The organism is Erysipelothrix sp. HDW6A, from assembly GCF_011400295.1.
In the GTDB taxonomy this organism is placed as follows: domain Bacteria; phylum Bacillota_I; class Bacilli_A; order Erysipelotrichales; family Erysipelotrichaceae; genus Erysipelothrix.
This window is the reverse complement of record NZ_CP049859.1, coordinates 1,808,860-1,824,044: the sequence shown is the minus strand read 5'-3', so window position 1 is coordinate 1,824,044 and position 15,185 is coordinate 1,808,860. Positions and strand designations below refer to the sequence as shown.

Annotated in this window: 13 protein-coding genes and 1 other annotated feature (1 of these 14 running past the window's edge); of the genes, 10 read left to right on the top strand and 3 right to left on the bottom strand. The window is 37.1% G+C overall.

The window, feature by feature from the left end; genetic code table 11:
• The first annotated feature begins 4 nt into the window (after positions 1-4).
• The 10 genes from ppdK to G7059_RS09310 all read left to right on the top strand — a co-directional run bounded on the left by ppdK (position 5) and on the right by G7059_RS09310 (position 13,653).
• Positions 5-2,623 (top strand): pyruvate, phosphate dikinase, encoded by a 2,619-nt coding sequence (gene ppdK, locus G7059_RS09355; RefSeq protein ID WP_166081831.1) that lies wholly within the window; start codon positions 5-7, stop codon positions 2,621-2,623.
• A 132-nt stretch (positions 2,624-2,755) separates the two neighbouring features.
• Positions 2,756-4,591 carry an ABC transporter ATP-binding protein gene (locus G7059_RS09350; RefSeq protein WP_166081830.1) on the top strand — a complete coding sequence of 612 codons (1,836 nt, stop codon included), beginning with the start codon at positions 2,756-2,758 and terminating at the stop codon, positions 4,589-4,591.
• Entirely contained in the window at positions 4,548-6,362 is a 1,815-nt protein-coding gene (locus G7059_RS09345; RefSeq protein WP_166081829.1) for an ABC transporter ATP-binding protein, read from the top strand. The genes G7059_RS09350 and G7059_RS09345 overlap by 44 nt, the downstream gene beginning before the upstream one ends.
• 224 nt (positions 6,363-6,586) lie before the next feature.
• Positions 6,587-8,284: an FAD-dependent oxidoreductase gene (locus G7059_RS09340; protein ID WP_166081828.1), complete on the top strand. Its 1,698-nt coding sequence runs from the start codon at positions 6,587-6,589 to the stop codon at positions 8,282-8,284.
• An 11-nt stretch (positions 8,285-8,295) separates the two neighbouring features.
• Complete coding sequence (locus G7059_RS09335) at positions 8,296-9,600, top strand: YeeE/YedE family protein (RefSeq protein ID WP_240920491.1); 1,305 nt, start codon at positions 8,296-8,298, stop codon at positions 9,598-9,600.
• 62 nt (positions 9,601-9,662) lie between these two features.
• The gene (locus tag G7059_RS09330) at positions 9,663-10,436 is read left to right on the top strand and encodes an ABC transporter permease (protein ID WP_166081827.1); all 774 of its coding nucleotides are present in this window, start codon (positions 9,663-9,665) and stop codon (positions 10,434-10,436) included.
• A 10-nt stretch (positions 10,437-10,446) separates the two neighbouring features.
• Positions 10,447-11,454: an ABC transporter substrate-binding protein gene (locus G7059_RS09325; RefSeq protein ID WP_166081826.1), complete on the top strand. Its 1,008-nt coding sequence runs from the start codon at positions 10,447-10,449 to the stop codon at positions 11,452-11,454.
• A gap of 9 nt (positions 11,455-11,463) precedes the next feature.
• Entirely contained in the window at positions 11,464-12,231 is a 768-nt protein-coding gene (locus G7059_RS09320) for an ABC transporter ATP-binding protein (RefSeq protein WP_166081825.1), read from the top strand.
• Positions 12,232-12,320: 89 nt separating this feature from the next.
• A complete protein-coding gene (gene asnA / locus G7059_RS09315) occupies positions 12,321-13,328 on the top strand; it encodes an aspartate--ammonia ligase (RefSeq protein WP_166081824.1) in 1,008 nt (335 codons plus the stop codon).
• Between the two features lie 19 nt (positions 13,329-13,347).
• On the top strand, positions 13,348-13,653 hold the full coding sequence (locus tag G7059_RS09310; RefSeq protein WP_166081823.1) for a DsrE family protein: 306 nt from the start codon (positions 13,348-13,350) through the stop codon (positions 13,651-13,653).
• A gap of 38 nt (positions 13,654-13,691) precedes the next feature.
• Here the strand turns inward: G7059_RS09310 and G7059_RS09305 are convergent, their stop codons facing one another.
• From G7059_RS09305 to G7059_RS09295, 3 genes are all read right to left on the bottom strand, one after another.
• A complete protein-coding gene (locus G7059_RS09305) occupies positions 13,692-13,940 on the bottom strand; it encodes a hypothetical protein (protein WP_166081822.1) in 249 nt (82 codons plus the stop codon).
• Complete coding sequence (locus G7059_RS09300; protein WP_166081821.1) at positions 13,937-14,443, bottom strand: alpha/beta hydrolase-fold protein; 507 nt, start codon at positions 14,441-14,443, stop codon at positions 13,937-13,939. The genes G7059_RS09305 and G7059_RS09300 overlap by 4 nt, the downstream gene beginning before the upstream one ends.
• 98 nt (positions 14,444-14,541) lie before the next feature.
• On the bottom strand, positions 14,542-15,066 hold the full coding sequence (locus G7059_RS09295; RefSeq protein WP_166081820.1) for a tryptophan transporter: 525 nt from the start codon (positions 15,064-15,066) through the stop codon (positions 14,542-14,544).
• A 99-nt stretch (positions 15,067-15,165) separates the two neighbouring features.
• Positions 15,166-15,185: a binding site (T-box leader), on the bottom strand; it runs 215 nt beyond the window's last position.

Genomic DNA, 15,185 nt, shown 5'->3' with positions numbered 1-15,185 from the left:
ATACATGAAGTATGTATATATGTTCTCAGAAGGAAATAGTTCAATGAAGGAGCTATTGGGTGGCAAGGGTGCAAACCTTGCAGAAATGACAGTCTTGGGCTTACCAGTACCTGAAGGGTTTACAGTTACTACAGAGGCTTGTCTTCGATATTATGAAGATAATAAAGAAATTGCCCCAGCGATCAAGTATGAAGTCCGAGACTATATCAAAAAACTCGAAGAAGTGACAGGAAAGAAACTAGGAGACAAAACGAATCCATTACTTATTTCTGTAAGAAGTGGTGCTCGTGCATCAATGCCTGGAATGATGGACACAATTCTAAATCTAGGGATGAATGATGAAGTAGTTGAAGGATTAGAATCACTTACCAATAATAGAAGATTTGCTTATGATTCTTACCGACGATTCATTCAGATGTATTCCGACGTTGTTATGGAATTGCCAAAAGCAGAATTCGAGGCAATGATCGAAGAAATAAAAGAAAATCGTGGCATCACAGAAGATAATGATTTAACAGCTGATGACATGGTTGATATGGCGAATAAATTTAAATCTTTCTATAAGGAACAAGTAGGGAAAGACTTCCCACAAGATCCATTTGTACAACTCTTTGCTTCTATAGAAGCAGTATTTAGATCTTGGAATAATCCACGGGCTCTTTACTACCGTCGTATGAATGAGATTCCTAATAATTGGGGAACTGCAGTAAATATTCAACGCATGGTATTCGGTAATATGGGAGAAAACTGTGCAACAGGGGTTTGCTTTACACGTAACCCAGCAACAGGAGATAAGCATATCTTCGGTGAGTTCCTCTTCAACGCTCAAGGTGAAGATGTTGTTGCTGGTATCCGTACACCTTATAATATTGATGAACTAAAACCTGTTATGCCTGAAGCATACCAAGAATTCGAAGAAATCTGCCATCGGCTCGAACAACACTACAAAGATATGCAAGACGTTGAGTTTACGATTGAAAACGGAAAACTATACATGCTTCAAACACGAAGTGGTAAACGCACCTCAAGTGCATCCTTAAAGATTGCTGTTGATTTAGTTAATGAAGGACTAATTGATAAGAAACAAGCACTCATGCAAATTGATGCGCGTATTCTTGACTCAATGCTACACCCTCAGTTCAGTGAAGAAACACTGAAAGATGCTAAAGAGATTGGCCAAGGGTTAGCGGCGTCACCAGGAGCAGCAGGTGGTCAAGCAGTATTTACAGCTGATGAAGCAGTCCGCTATCATGAGCAAGGCAAGAAAGTAATATTAGTGCGTTTAGAAACATCACCAGAAGATATTGAAGGAATGCATATTGCTCAAGGTATCTTAACTGCACGTGGTGGAATGACCTCTCATGCTGCTGTTGTAGCACGTGGTATGGGAACATGCTGTGTTGCTGGATGTTCCGAAGTGGTGTTCTTAGATGAAACATCCTTTAGACTGGGCGGTAAGGTGTACCACGAAGGGGATGAGATCTCACTTGATGGTAGCACTGGTAAAATTTATGATGGATTAATTCCTACTGTACCTGCACAAATTTCAGGTGACTTCGAAACTATCATGAAATGGGCAGATGAATACCGTACATTATCCATTCGTACGAATGCTGATTCACCAGCAGATACTCGCCAAGCTATTGAGTTTGGTGCGGAAGGTATTGGCTTGATTCGTACAGAACATATGTTCTTTGAAGCAGACCGTATTAAAGCAATGCGTGAAATGATTCTAAGTGACACTGTAGAAGAACGTAAACTTGCTTTAGATAAACTATTACCAATGCAACGTGGAGATTTTGAAGCTATCTTTGAAACATTAGAAGGTCGACCATCAACAGTGCGTTATCTTGATCCACCATTACACGAATTCTTACCTACAAAAGATAAAGATATTATTGCTTTAGCCGAAGAAATGAACGTAACAGAAACAACGTTAAGAGAGCGTATTACAAGCCTTCATGAGTTTAACCCGATGATGGGACACCGTGGATGTCGTCTTGATGTTACCTATCCTGAGATTGCAGTAATGCAAACAAAGGCTATTATCGAAGCTGCAATTAATGTCAATAAAAAACAAAGTGACTATACTGTAAAAGTAGAAATCATGATTCCACTTGTTGGAGAACTTGAGGAGCTTAAGTTTGTAAAACGTTATGTTGTGGAAACTGCAGATCGTATCATTAAGGAAAACAATACTCACCTTGACTATATTGTGGGTACAATGATTGAACTTCCTCGTGCTTGTGTGACAGCAGATCATCTTGCATCGGAAGCAGAGTTCTTCTCATTTGGTACCAATGACTTAACTCAAATGGTCTTTGGTTTCTCAAGAGATGATGCATCGAAGTTCTTACCAGCTTACTATGATAATAAGATCTTTGAACAAGATCCATTTGTCCGCTTTGACCAAACAGGTGTTGGTCCATTAGTGAAAATGGCAATTGATAAAGCAAAATCAGTGAAACCTAATATGAAATTAGGGGTATGTGGAGAACATGGAGGAGATCCAAGCTCAATTGAATTCTTCCATAAAGCAGGATTATCTTATGTATCTTGCTCACCATACCGTGTTCCTATTGCTCGATTATCAGCAGCTCAAGCAGCAATTAAGTTTGGATAGTACGAACAGGCATCGTTATTGATGCCTGTTTTTTTCATGCATTATCGACCACTTGCAGATAGAATTATGCAACTTACCAGTAAAAATAAGTATAATTTCATGATTTAAGTATGATGGAGTCAGGTGATCAATATGGAAAAAAAGAAAAGAAGCGTTATCGAAAATATTAGGTATTACTTTTCTCAGATTAGAGAAGATAATCCTAAAATATATGTGTATTCAGGGATTCACATCCTAGCAACAATCGTAGTTGTTTCAATTACGAGCATTATACCAACATTACTCATTGGAATCTTAACTAAGAGTCCGGAGAATGTGGGATCTCTTAGTCCAGTATTCTTACTATTTGTCGTATTAGGAGTCTTAACATACACACAACTCCATACTGGGATAGTCAAGGACATACAAAGTATTATGGTGCGTATCCTATCATTTGGTAGAAAAGTATATGTAAAATTCCTAACGATGGATTATGAAACACTTGAGGAAGATGATGTACAGAAACAGTATCGTCGTGCTACTGAAAATGGACTCAGTAATAATTCTGCTGGTACAGAATCAATGTTTAAGCATGTAGAAACAATACTCATTAATGTCGGGATTATCTTAATATTTGGAATTTTCCTTACGACATTTAACCCAATTGCATTTCTACTCATTCTAGCAGTAGGAATACTTAATTCGTATCTCTTAACTTTTACGCGTAAGTATCGTGAGAAAACACGACCAGAGTGGACAAAGATAGAAACGCAACGATATCAATTAAAACGTGATGCACTTAAATCAGAAAATGGTAAAGATGCTCGTATCTATAATGTTAAAGAAATCTACAATAAAAAAGTTGATGACTTAACAGAGAAACGAATGATGTATGAGCGCAAAGAAGCAAACATCACTCTAATAACAAGCATAATTGGTACAAGCGTAACTTTAATTCGTGATGTATTCATCTATACTGTGCTCGTGAAATCAGTGCTTGATGGTTCAATGAGTATTGTCGAGTTTACTTTGTTCTTCAATATTATGGGGATGTTCAACCAATGGATAACAGCAATTGTTGATTCGATTCATCAAGTTGGATTAGCTTCTCAAGATATCGACGATGTTCGTAACTTTTTAGAAGTGGAAGATACTACAGATGGAATCGATGTACCCAAAGCAGATTCATATACCCTTGAGTTTGACGAGGTATCTTACCGTTACCCTGGTCTTGCTGAAGATACACTGAAGAACTTGTCATTCTCCTTATCAGTATCACACTCTATTGCCTTAGTTGGGATAAATGGAGCTGGTAAGTCAACAATAGTAAAACTCATGTTAGGACTTATCCGACCAAGCACGGGTGTTATTCGACTTAATGGTATTGATATTACTGAGTTTAATCGTCGATCCTATTTTGAAATGTTTGCACCTGCTTTCCAAGAGAATGAGGTGTGGGCGCTTACATTAGCTCAAAATATAGCAATGTCATCGGATGAACTTGATGAAGCTAAAATTGAGGAACTCTTAGGCGAACTTGGTTTGAATGATGTGGTTGATGACTTACCTAAAGGGATTCAAACAAACATGACAACAAATATTCATTTAGACGGTACCAATCTATCCGGTGGGCAAAGTCAGAGATTGATGCTGGCACGAGCACTCTTCAAAGATGCACCATTCTTAGTGCTTGATGAACCTACAGCTGCACTGGATGCAATTGCGGAACAAGCAATGTATGAGAAGTATCACGAGTATTCAAGTAACAAGGCATCCCTATTCATTTCTCACCGACTCTCATCAACACGTTTCTGTGATGAAGTACTCTTCTTAGAAAACGGTGAAATTATTGAACGAGGAACTCATGCTTCCTTATTAAAGAATGACGGCCCTTATGCAAATATGTTTAAGGTTCAAAGTCAGTATTATCAGAAAGGGGAAACCAATGAAGAAACTAATTCAAGTGTTGCAGCTTGTCCAATCAATTAATCCCTGGGCAATCTTTAATGTATTAATAACGCAAGTACTAACATTGAGTCAACCCTATGTTCTCTTATTTTACAGTGCAAAAATTATTAACTTATTAATAGACACTACGCAATATGAAGTAGTGATGAGAGAAGTTATTGTATTCTTAATTATTATGTATATCTTATCCATTCTAAAAGATGTATTTACTCGAATTAATACAGTAAGTAAAAACGATGTCTATTATCGTTTAGATGATAAACTAACGAAGAAGTCACTATCAATGGATTATGAAGCACTCTGTGATCCTGAAAACCGTTTAAAGTTTCAAAGAGCAGAAGAGGGATCAAACTTCAGTGGTGGAATCTTTACCTTTCTTGATGAAGTATTAGGGTTTATTTTCTCAATCATTATCAGTATTGGTGTTGCAGGAACTGCTGTTGTGCTCTTGTTCACATCAAAGTCAGTGGAAACATCTTCACTAGCTCAATTTTCTAATTCATTTATATTTTCGTTAGTATTAGTATTACTCATGGTTATTCCTGTTCTTGTGTCAGTTGTCGCTAACTCAAAAGCTTCCAATCTTCAATTTGAAGGTTTCCAAGCTATTACACTTATTAACCGTGAGTTCTCCTATTACTCGCAGACAATCTTAACGGATAACACTGCTGGTAAAACAATTCGTCTTTACAATGGCGATGCAATGATCCTAAAGGTATTTGAAGAGTCAAGTCTTAAGTTCTCCGAAAGGTTAACAGAAGTGCATACAGAAAGTCTTCGCTATAGAGGTGGATCACAAATTGTTACCTTACTTGCAATGGGTATTCTCTACAGCATGATTGGTGTCAAAGCAATGGTAGGTGCAATCACAATTGGTTCAGTACTTATGATTTCTGGATACATCCAAACACTTGTGCTTACACTTGTGAATGGATTAGGGAAGATTGCTTTCCTCCAAAACATGGTAAACTACCTACAGTTCTTTATTGATTATTTGAATCTACCCGATGCTCCTAGTGGTGATAAACCTGTAAAGGACCTAGATACATTTGAACTTAAATTTGACAATGTCTCATTCTCTTACCCGGGTAGTGATAAGAAAGTACTGGACTCTATCAACCTAACAATCACTGATAAAGAAAAGATTGCGATTGTTGGTCAAAATGGAGCTGGTAAAACAAGTTTTATTAAACTTATCTGTCGACTTTATGAACCAACTTCAGGAACTATTAGTTTAAATGGTGTTGATATTAAGGAAATGGATCGTGAAGATTACTTAAGACAATTATCAGTAGTCTTTCAAGATTATCATTTATATCCTTTTGAAATTGCAGACAACGTGACATTAGGTACAGCTTTTGATGAACAGCGCGTCATGGAGTCTCTTGAGGTTACAGGAGTAAGTGGCAAAGTGAAGAGTCTTGAAAAGGGAATTCACACATCGTTAAAGGGTCAATATGATGATGGTGTCCAACTTTCTGGTGGTGAATCGCAAAAGATTGCGATTGCTCGTGCATGGTATAAGGATACACCACTTGTTATCTTAGATGAACCAACTGCTGCCCTAGATCCAATCTCAGAGTATGAAATTTATCGAAACTTTGATGAGCTCATGGACAGTAAAACAGCCATCTACGTATCCCATCGTATGAGTTCTTGTAGATTCTGTGACCGAGTGCTTGTATTTGACCTTGGAAAGGTAATTCAAGATGGTCATCATGATGAACTTATAGAAGTTGATGACATGTATGCTCACCTGTTTAATGCCCAAGCACAGTACTATATTAATTAGAAGCACTGAAAAGTGCTTTTTCTTCACGCTAACAATTGTTTGTGAAAATAGTTGAATTGTGAACTAGTTTGACTAAGTATTCACAAGTGTTATTATTTAGGTAGAGAGCTGATCAAAATTTCTCCAATTATGCAAGTTTCTTTCTTTGGTCAGCGCTCACTTGTTTGAGCGCACAAAGAGACTGATGAGCACAATTGGCTTTTGGACAGTCATAAGGAGGAGCTATGAGCAATAGAGTTTTAATTATTGGTGGAGTTGCTGGCGGCGCATCTGCTGCAGCACGGGTACGCCGTCTTGATGAACATGCTGAAATCGTAATGTTTGAACGTGGACCTTATGTTTCATTCTCAAACTGTGCTTTACCATTTCATTTAAGCGGTATAGTTGAAAATTCTGATGATCTAGTATTGATGACGCCTTGGGAATTTGAACATCAATATAATATCGAAGCACGAGTTAATTCAGAAGTTATTAAAATAAATCGAGCAGATAAAACAGTTGATGTTAAGAACTGTTTAACAGGGGAAGTGACACAAGAACGTTACGATGAACTTGTGTTATCACCAGGTGCTAATGCAATTATGCCTCGTAGTATTACAGGTATTGATAGTGAACACGTCTTCTCAGTAAGAAATGTTCCTGACATCGCAAAGATTAAAAAATATATCGATGACAACAGTGTTGAAGATATAGTGGTTGTAGGTGCTGGATTTATTGGTTTAGAAGTTGCAGAAAACTTACGTATTGCTGGTAAAAACGTCACAATCGTTGAAGCTGCACCACAAGTATTAACACTTTTAGATTATGATATGGCACAAACATTACATCATGAAATTATGAAACATGGTGTTGATTTAATTGTTAGCGATTCTGTTACTGAAATTACAGATAATGAAGTTATCTTAAATTCAGGAAAACATGTGAGTGCTAAAGCTGTTGTTATGGCAATTGGGGTAACACCAGAAGTTAGTTTAGCTAAAGATGCAGATCTTGAGCTTGGTGTAACAGGTGGTATCAAAGTTAACCATCATTATCAAACAAATGATCCTCATATTTATGCAGTAGGTGATGCAATTGAAGTAACTCACTTTATCACAAAGAAACCTACACGTCTTACATTAGCAGGTCCTGCTCAACGTCAAGCACGTGCAGCAGCTGGCCATATGTATGGTAAGACATACCGTAATAAAGGGGTTATTGGATCATCAGTTGTTCAATGTTTTGATTTAAACGTTGCAACAACAGGATTGAATTCCCTTCAATGCGAAAAAGAAGGCATTGATCACCGTATCGTTTATGTAATTCCTGGAGATAAAGTAGGCTTAATGCCAGATTCAAATCCTTTATTCTTCAAACTCATTATTGCTTATCCAAGCGGACAAATCTTAGGAGCACAAGCTCTTGGTAAGGGTGCTGCTGATAAACGTATTGATGTTATCGCAACAATGATTACAATGAACGGTAATCTTGAAGACTTAGCAGAACTAGAGCTTTCATACTCACCAATGTACAGTACAGCTAAAGATGTTGTTAACCATGCAGCATTAGTTGGCTTAAACTTATTAAATGGTGATTATAAACAAGTTGAAGTTTCAGAAGTTCGTGGTTTAGTAGAGAGCGGAGCATTTATTATTGATGCACGTGAACCAGACGAGTATGCTGAAGGTCACCTTGTAACATCCGTCAATATTCCATTAAGTCAATTCAGGGGAAGACTTAATGAAATTCCTAAAGATCAACCAGTTTATGTACACTGTCGTTCAGCTCAAAGAAGTTACAACATGACACGTGCATTAAACCAATTAGGATATGACAATGTGTTTAACATTTCAGGTTCATACTTAGGAATTAGTGAATTTGAATGGTATAACGATCAAGTTCTTGGAAGAAAACCAATCGTAACTGAATATAACTTTAATTAAAAGGAGAAATCATGGGAAAGAAAATTAATGTTACAGAATTTCTTATCGGATTTATCGTCTTAGCTGTTTCTCTATTCTTAGGAGTTACAAAGCTAGCTTCCGGTATGTTAGTATTTAGACTTGTAATTGGTATTGCACTTGGATATGTATTATCCAGAGCTTATACAGGATTTGCAGGTAGTGTGAACCGTGCCTATAATGGTGGTTCTACAAAACTTATGCGTGCAATGGTTATGATGTTCTTTGTATCATCAGTAATCGTTGCTGGTTTACTTGTATTCAACTTAAATGAAGCAGGTGAACCAATCACTAAATATAACTTATGGGTAAACCCAATTAACTTAGGTTTATTACTTGGTGGATTACTCTTTGGATTTGGTATGACATTCTCATCATGCTGTGCATCCGGAGTTATGACTGACTTAGTAGCTGATTTACCAAAAGCATTCATTACTTTAATCTTCTTTGGTATTGGTGTATTCGTAGGATTCCCAATACAAAACTCAGCAGATTGGATTAATGTATCATGGTTTAACACAGCAAGTTATCCTAAGGGAGTATTCTTACCAGACTTATTCAAGGGAACACCATTAAATGGTTACCTTATGGCAGTAGTAGTAACAGGTATCTTATGCTTACTTGTTGTGATTGCATCACACTACTATGAGTCATATAGAAAACGTCAAGGAACATATCATCCAATTCCATCAGAAAGATTACAAGAAAGCTTAAACAATGCAGACGCACCAGTAGAAAAAGCATCCATGAAAGACTATCTATTCAACAAGATCTTTGTTGATCCATGGTCACTAACAACAGGTGCATTCTTACTTACAATCTTATTTGGTACAATGTTTATTGTTACGAAGACAGGTTGGGGTGCATCAACACCTTACGGACATTGGGTTGGTAAATTCTTAACATTAGTAGGCGTAAGCGGAGAATCACTCGAAGCATTTACTAAAGTTAAAGCTGAAACATTCACAGCACCATTCTTTGCAAACGGTACTACAGTTCAAAACATTGGTATCGCAATTGGAGCATTAGTCTATACACTTACAAGTGGACAAATGGCACAAACAGCTAAAGGATTCTTTAACTATCCTAAGTGGCAATATCTACTCTTTATCATGGGTGGATTCACAATGGGATTCGGTACTCGTTTATCCAATGGATGTAACGTTGGTGCTCTATATTCACCAATTGCTAGTTTCTCACTTGCAGGTTGGATCTTCTTTGTTGTCTTGGTTCTTGGTGGTATCATCGGGAATATCGTACAGAAGAAAATATTTGATGCGGCAGGTTCAGGTAACTAAGAAATGTCAGGGGACACAGCAATATAAAGTGTCCCCTATTTTTTACTAAATGGAGTGGAGAAATGAAAAAAGAAAAGAAACAACATCGATTGCTAAGTATTAGTACATGGGTACTAATTCTTGCCATTTGGTATCTTGTTACAAACCTAGGTGTAGTTAAGAGTACATTAATGCCTACACCACAACGTGTCTGGAATACATTTATTGTCGTATTGAACCAGGGTTATAATGGTATTCCATTTATGAAACATTTTGGAATGAGTATGGGACGTTTACTCTTTGCAGTAGTACTTGCAATTGTAACCGCAATTCCTTTGGGCTTATTAAGTGGCTATTTCTCACGAGTACAGGCTGTATTAGATTCGCTTGTTAACTTCTATCGACCAATACCACCTATGGCTTACTATGTTCTCTTAATGTTCTGGATGGGAATCTACGAAGAATCAAAAGTGATGCTTTTATTTCTAGCTGCTTTTGCACCTATTTATATTTCTTGTTCAGCTGCAGTCGGACGTATTCATCATGAGTACATTCACAGTGCAGAATCACTTGGAGCTAATAAATATCAAATATTCTTCAACATTGTCTTGCCAGCATGTGCACCTGAGATTGTTGTGGGTATAAGAACTGCCGTAGGGGTAGCTTATACAACACTTGTATCAGCAGAAATGATTGCTGCTACATCAGGTATCGGATGGATGGTTATGGACGCATATACCTATATGAAGACAGATGTTGCCTTCGTAGTCATTATTATCATGGGAATTACAGGAATCTTATTGGATGCCGTTGTATGCAAAACTGGTGATAAACTCGTGTTTTGGACAGATAAGTAGAGGAGTAACAATGAAGAAAAAGTTATTAATCGTATTAACATTAATTTTGCTACTAGCAGGATGTGGTAAAAAAGAGGAAACAAGTGATACCCCTTCTAAAGTTAGAATTGGTATTATTCGTGTTCCTAATGATACTGCAGTAGCGATTCAAATGAATTATTTTGATAAGTATTTTAAAGATAAAGGAATTGAAACAGAGTTTTTATTCTTTGATTCGGGAGTGTCTGCGAATCAAGCCTTTGTATCAGGTTCTATCGATTTTGCAGAAATGGGATTTACTAACGGAGTAGTAGCTCTTGCAAAAGAACTCCCAGTAAAACTAATTTGGATTCATGAAATATTAGGAACCAATGAAGCTTTAGTAGTCCGTGATCCAGCAATCACAGACGTTAAAGAACTAAAGGGTAAAACAGTAGCTACAATCTTTAGTTCAACCTCACATCTAAGTTTACTTAAAACACTTGAGATGAATGGGATGACTGAGAAAGATATTACATTACTCAACATGGATACTGCTCCAATAGTAGCAGCATGGGAACGTGGCGAAATTGACGCTGCCTATACATGGGAACCAACCCTTACAAAAATTAAAGAAACAGGTAAAGTCTTAATTAGCAGTGAAGACCTTGCGAAACAAGGAATTATGACTGCAAACATTCGTTTAGTTCATAAAGACTTTGCAGAGAAATATCCTGGATTGGTTGTGGATTTCATTCGTGCTTTAACAGATGCAGGAAATCTATACCGTACAGATCCAGATAAAGCAATTCAAGCAGCAGCTGATTATATTGGAATAAGCTTTGAAGAAGCGAAAACACAGATTGAAGGAACACAGTGGTTAACTCCTGAACAAGAGATGTCATCGGATTACATGGGTGATAATGGTGCTTTTGTAAAGATGTTTAAATCTACATCCGAATACTGGAATGCTCAAGAATTTACATCCCGTGTACCAAGTGATGAAGAAATTCGTGAATTTATCGACATAAGTTTCATCAAGAAATCATTAGAAAATTAGGTGGCAACAATGCGTGAACCTATTATTAGTTTAAATAATGTTGGTAAAACATTCTCTCGTTCAAATCAAGAGACAGTTGCTGTGAAGAATATCTCACTGGATATTTACCCAGGAGATTTTGTGGTTGTATTAGGACCTTCAGGATGTGGTAAGAGTACCTTACTTAATATCATTGCTGGTTACTTAACTCCTAGTGAGGGAAGTTGTACAATGCATGGAGAAGAAATTGTTAAGCCAGATGCAAGTCGTGGTGTAGTCTTTCAATCGGCTAATCTCTATCCATGGTTCAATGTAAAACAAAACATTAGTTTCTCACTACGAATGAAAAAAGAAGATAAGAAGAGCATTGAGACAAAGACGCAAGGAATGCTTGATGAAATCTTACTGACAGATTATGCAAAGTACTATCCTCATGAATTGTCAGGTGGGATGCGTCAACGTGTATCCTTAGCACGATCATTGATTAATGACCCAGAACTTCTTTTATTAGATGAACCCTTCGGTGCTTTAGATGCACTCACACGTTTATCCATGCAAACTCTACTCTTAGAGTTATGGAATGATAAAAAGAGAACACTCTTTCTCATAACGCATGATATCGAAGAAGCACTTGTTTTGGCATCAAGAATCATCGTCATGAAAAAAGGACCGGGTGAAATCATTTCCAGTTTTGATATAGACTTCAATAAACGAATTGAAAATGATCCGGAATATCGAGTCAATCTCGATCCTGAATTTATAAAGATGAAAAATGACATTATCGATTTAATTCGTTAATGTCTTTTTTTAATGAGATAGTTTCAAGGATAATTTAAATTTTGTGAAATAATATGGTATATTATATAGTAAGAATTTGGAGAGATAAAATGAAAAAGACAATTGTACCCGAAAACTATCAATCGACTCTTGGTAACTATGAAACTCAGACTGCGATTGGCTTTATCAAACGTTGTTTTGAGGAAGCTTTGACTGGAAGTTTGAAATTAAAGCGTGTGTCAGCGCCTTTATTTGTTTCGCATAATTCCGGTCTGAATGATGATTTAAGTGGGGTTGAACGCCCTGTAAGCTTTGACATTCCAGCTCTTGAGGGAGAGCGTGGAGAAGTTGTGCATTCTTTAGCTAAATGGAAACGTAAAGCATTGTATGATTATGATTTTAGAGAGGGTAATGGCCTCTATACTGACATGAATGCAATCCGTCGTGATGAAGTGCTTGATAACCTTCATTCTATCTATGTTGATCAATGGGATTGGGAGCGCGTGATTACCGAAGAGCAACGTACCATCGACTATCTAAAGAAAACAGTATGTGACTTAGTGAATGCGATTGTCGAGACATCCAGTCGTCTTCATACTAAATACCCATCGGTAGATGTTATAATAGATTCAAAGGTATCCTTTGTTACAAGTCAAGAGCTTGAAGATATGTATCCTAACTTAAGTTCCAAGGAACGTGAAGATGCCTATGTAAAAGAACACCCAACAACCTTTATTCTTCAAATAGGAGGAGCGCTTAAGAGTGGGGAACCCCATGATATGCGTGCTCCTGACTATGATGATTGGTCGTTGAATGGTGATTTACTTTTCTGGCATGAACCTTTACAGTGTGCAATGGAATTATCAAGTATGGGTATTCGTGTTGATAAAGAAGCCCTCTTGTCGCAGCTTGAAATTCGTGGAGCAATGAGCCGTCTTGAGTATGAATTCCACTCAATGATTGTAGATGGAACACTTCCTCTAACAATTGGTGGTGGTTTAGGTCAATCAAGAATGTGTATGTTACTTCTAGGTAAAGCACACATTGGTGAAGTTCAAGTATCGCTGTGGGATAAAGAAACTCTAGATGCATGTAAAGGAAAGATACCTCTTCTCTAATAGAAAGGAGTGGTTTCTTATGAAAGCTGTATTTCATTTTGACAATACCAGTCAATGGACAGTATTAAGTGCAAATATCACAAACATCATTAAATCTGGCGAAGATATCGAAGTATGTGTTGTAGCGAATAGCCAGGCTGTAGAACATTTTCAAGACAAAGAATTAAAGCTGATTGAAAACGTTCCCTATTATGTTTGTAACAACGCTCTAAACAGTCGAAATATCGCACCAGAGAGTCTTGTCGATGGTGTCGAAGTCGTACCAAGTGGTGTTGTTAAGATAATTCAACTCCAAGAAGCTGGTTATCATTATATAAAGCCATAAAAAGATCCTTGTTCATTGAACAAGGATTTCTTTTTGTATTAGAGTAATTCCAAGAAATTTCGAATTGAGATGTCCCAGAATGCCCATTCGTGGTCATATTCATCATAGAAGTCTGATACTTCTGCATCATGACTTTGAAGATATTCTACGAACTTAACACTCTCTTGATAAAGGAAATCTTTCGTGCCACATGTGATGTAGAATTTTGGAAGTTTCTTTGTGTCCTCAATAAGTCTGTAGAGTTCTAAATCTTCTCCGTTGGATTCAATGAGACCTTTAAAGCTCACACCACCAATTTCTTGGGGAAGTCTTTGCTAGTATATCCTACAGGAATTATTGGAGCTGAGAAACAACCGATGTATGAGAATGTATCATTTGCGACTAAACCAGCACGCAAGGATCCAAAGCCACCCATCGATAAACCTGCGATGTAAGTATCTTCATATGCTAACGATACTGGGAATAGTTTTCTAGCAAATTCCACAAGTTCTTTTCGGACCAGTGTTTCGTATAATTGTCCATTGTTTTTATTATCGACGTAGAAACTATTATCGCCATTAGGCATAATAACAACAAGGTTCTTTCCTGATAAATACGAAGTGAGTCGAGTTTGTGTTAACCAATCTACATTAGAACCATGTAAGCCATGTAATAGTATTAACAGACGATAGGGTCTTGGGTTGTCGCTACTTGCATGGATAACGTCACTGTCATCAATTGGTAAATATACATTAATATTGATGTTTCTTCTTAATGCATTTGAAAAATATGTAATATTAGATAATGCCACTTAAATACCCTCCTTATGTCTATACTATACCACTACAGTTGTGAAAATAGAATTATATTTAAGATGCGATAATTTAAGTTCGTCACAAATAACAATATTTATCGGTGTTTAATTTGGAGTTCTTTATTATAGTTTGGTCGAACTCTTTGAAGTGCTTTAAGAAGAATGAAGAATAGAAAAGTGTTCGCAATAGCAGTAGGGACTACAATAACTAATATCATCTGAATAAAGTCCATAGGTAGTAGACCTAAGAAAGAGAGTGTTATTAAGAAAATACTTCCTGACAACAGAGTCCCTAAGGTGCCAAGTGTAAGAGATTGAAGAAGAGGGGACATTTGTTTAACTCTTTGACCTAAGACAAAGACAATCGGTCCACAGACAAGCTTGTCAACGATATTGGAGACTTCTCCTCCAGGCATCGATGTAGTCATGGAAGCAAGGATTGCGCAAGCTACGGATACTGTAATGGCTTCCTGTAGTGAATCAAGCAGAAAGAGTGCCATGAAGAAGAATGCTACGAGGAAGTCTGGCTTCATGAGTCCAAAGATACCAGGAACTAGGGTATGGAGAACTAGTCCAATTGTAAGTAATAATGCTGATAATATTAAATTTTTATTTTTCATATGTAATTTGATCCTTTCATAATATTGAGTATTTTGATGCATATCTGCTCTTCATACCATAGTTGTCACCTCCCTTATAACAAACAAAAAACCCACGCCACACAGGGCGAGGGTTCGCG

Excerpts from the sequence above, each read along its gene's own strand:
- ppdK (WP_166081831.1), top strand. The coding sequence starts at position 5 with ATGAAGTATGTATATATGTTCTCAGAAGGAAATAGTTCAATGAAGGAG.
- G7059_RS09350 (WP_166081830.1), top strand. The coding sequence starts at position 2,756 with ATGGAAAAAAAGAAAAGAAGCGTTATCGAAAATATTAGGTATTACTTT.
- G7059_RS09345 (WP_166081829.1), top strand. The coding sequence starts at position 4,548 with ATGAAGAAACTAATTCAAGTGTTGCAGCTTGTCCAATCAATTAATCCC.
- G7059_RS09340 (WP_166081828.1), top strand. The coding sequence starts at position 6,587 with ATGAGCAATAGAGTTTTAATTATTGGTGGAGTTGCTGGCGGCGCATCT.
- G7059_RS09335 (WP_240920491.1), top strand. The coding sequence starts at position 8,296 with ATGGGAAAGAAAATTAATGTTACAGAATTTCTTATCGGATTTATCGTC.
- G7059_RS09330 (WP_166081827.1), top strand. The coding sequence starts at position 9,663 with ATGAAAAAAGAAAAGAAACAACATCGATTGCTAAGTATTAGTACATGG.
- G7059_RS09325 (WP_166081826.1), top strand. The coding sequence starts at position 10,447 with ATGAAGAAAAAGTTATTAATCGTATTAACATTAATTTTGCTACTAGCA.
- G7059_RS09320 (WP_166081825.1), top strand. The coding sequence starts at position 11,464 with ATGCGTGAACCTATTATTAGTTTAAATAATGTTGGTAAAACATTCTCT.
- asnA (WP_166081824.1), top strand. The coding sequence starts at position 12,321 with ATGAAAAAGACAATTGTACCCGAAAACTATCAATCGACTCTTGGTAAC.
- G7059_RS09310 (WP_166081823.1), top strand. The coding sequence starts at position 13,348 with ATGAAAGCTGTATTTCATTTTGACAATACCAGTCAATGGACAGTATTA.
- G7059_RS09295 (WP_166081820.1), bottom strand. The coding sequence starts at position 15,066 with ATGAAAAATAAAAATTTAATATTATCAGCATTATTACTTACAATTGGA.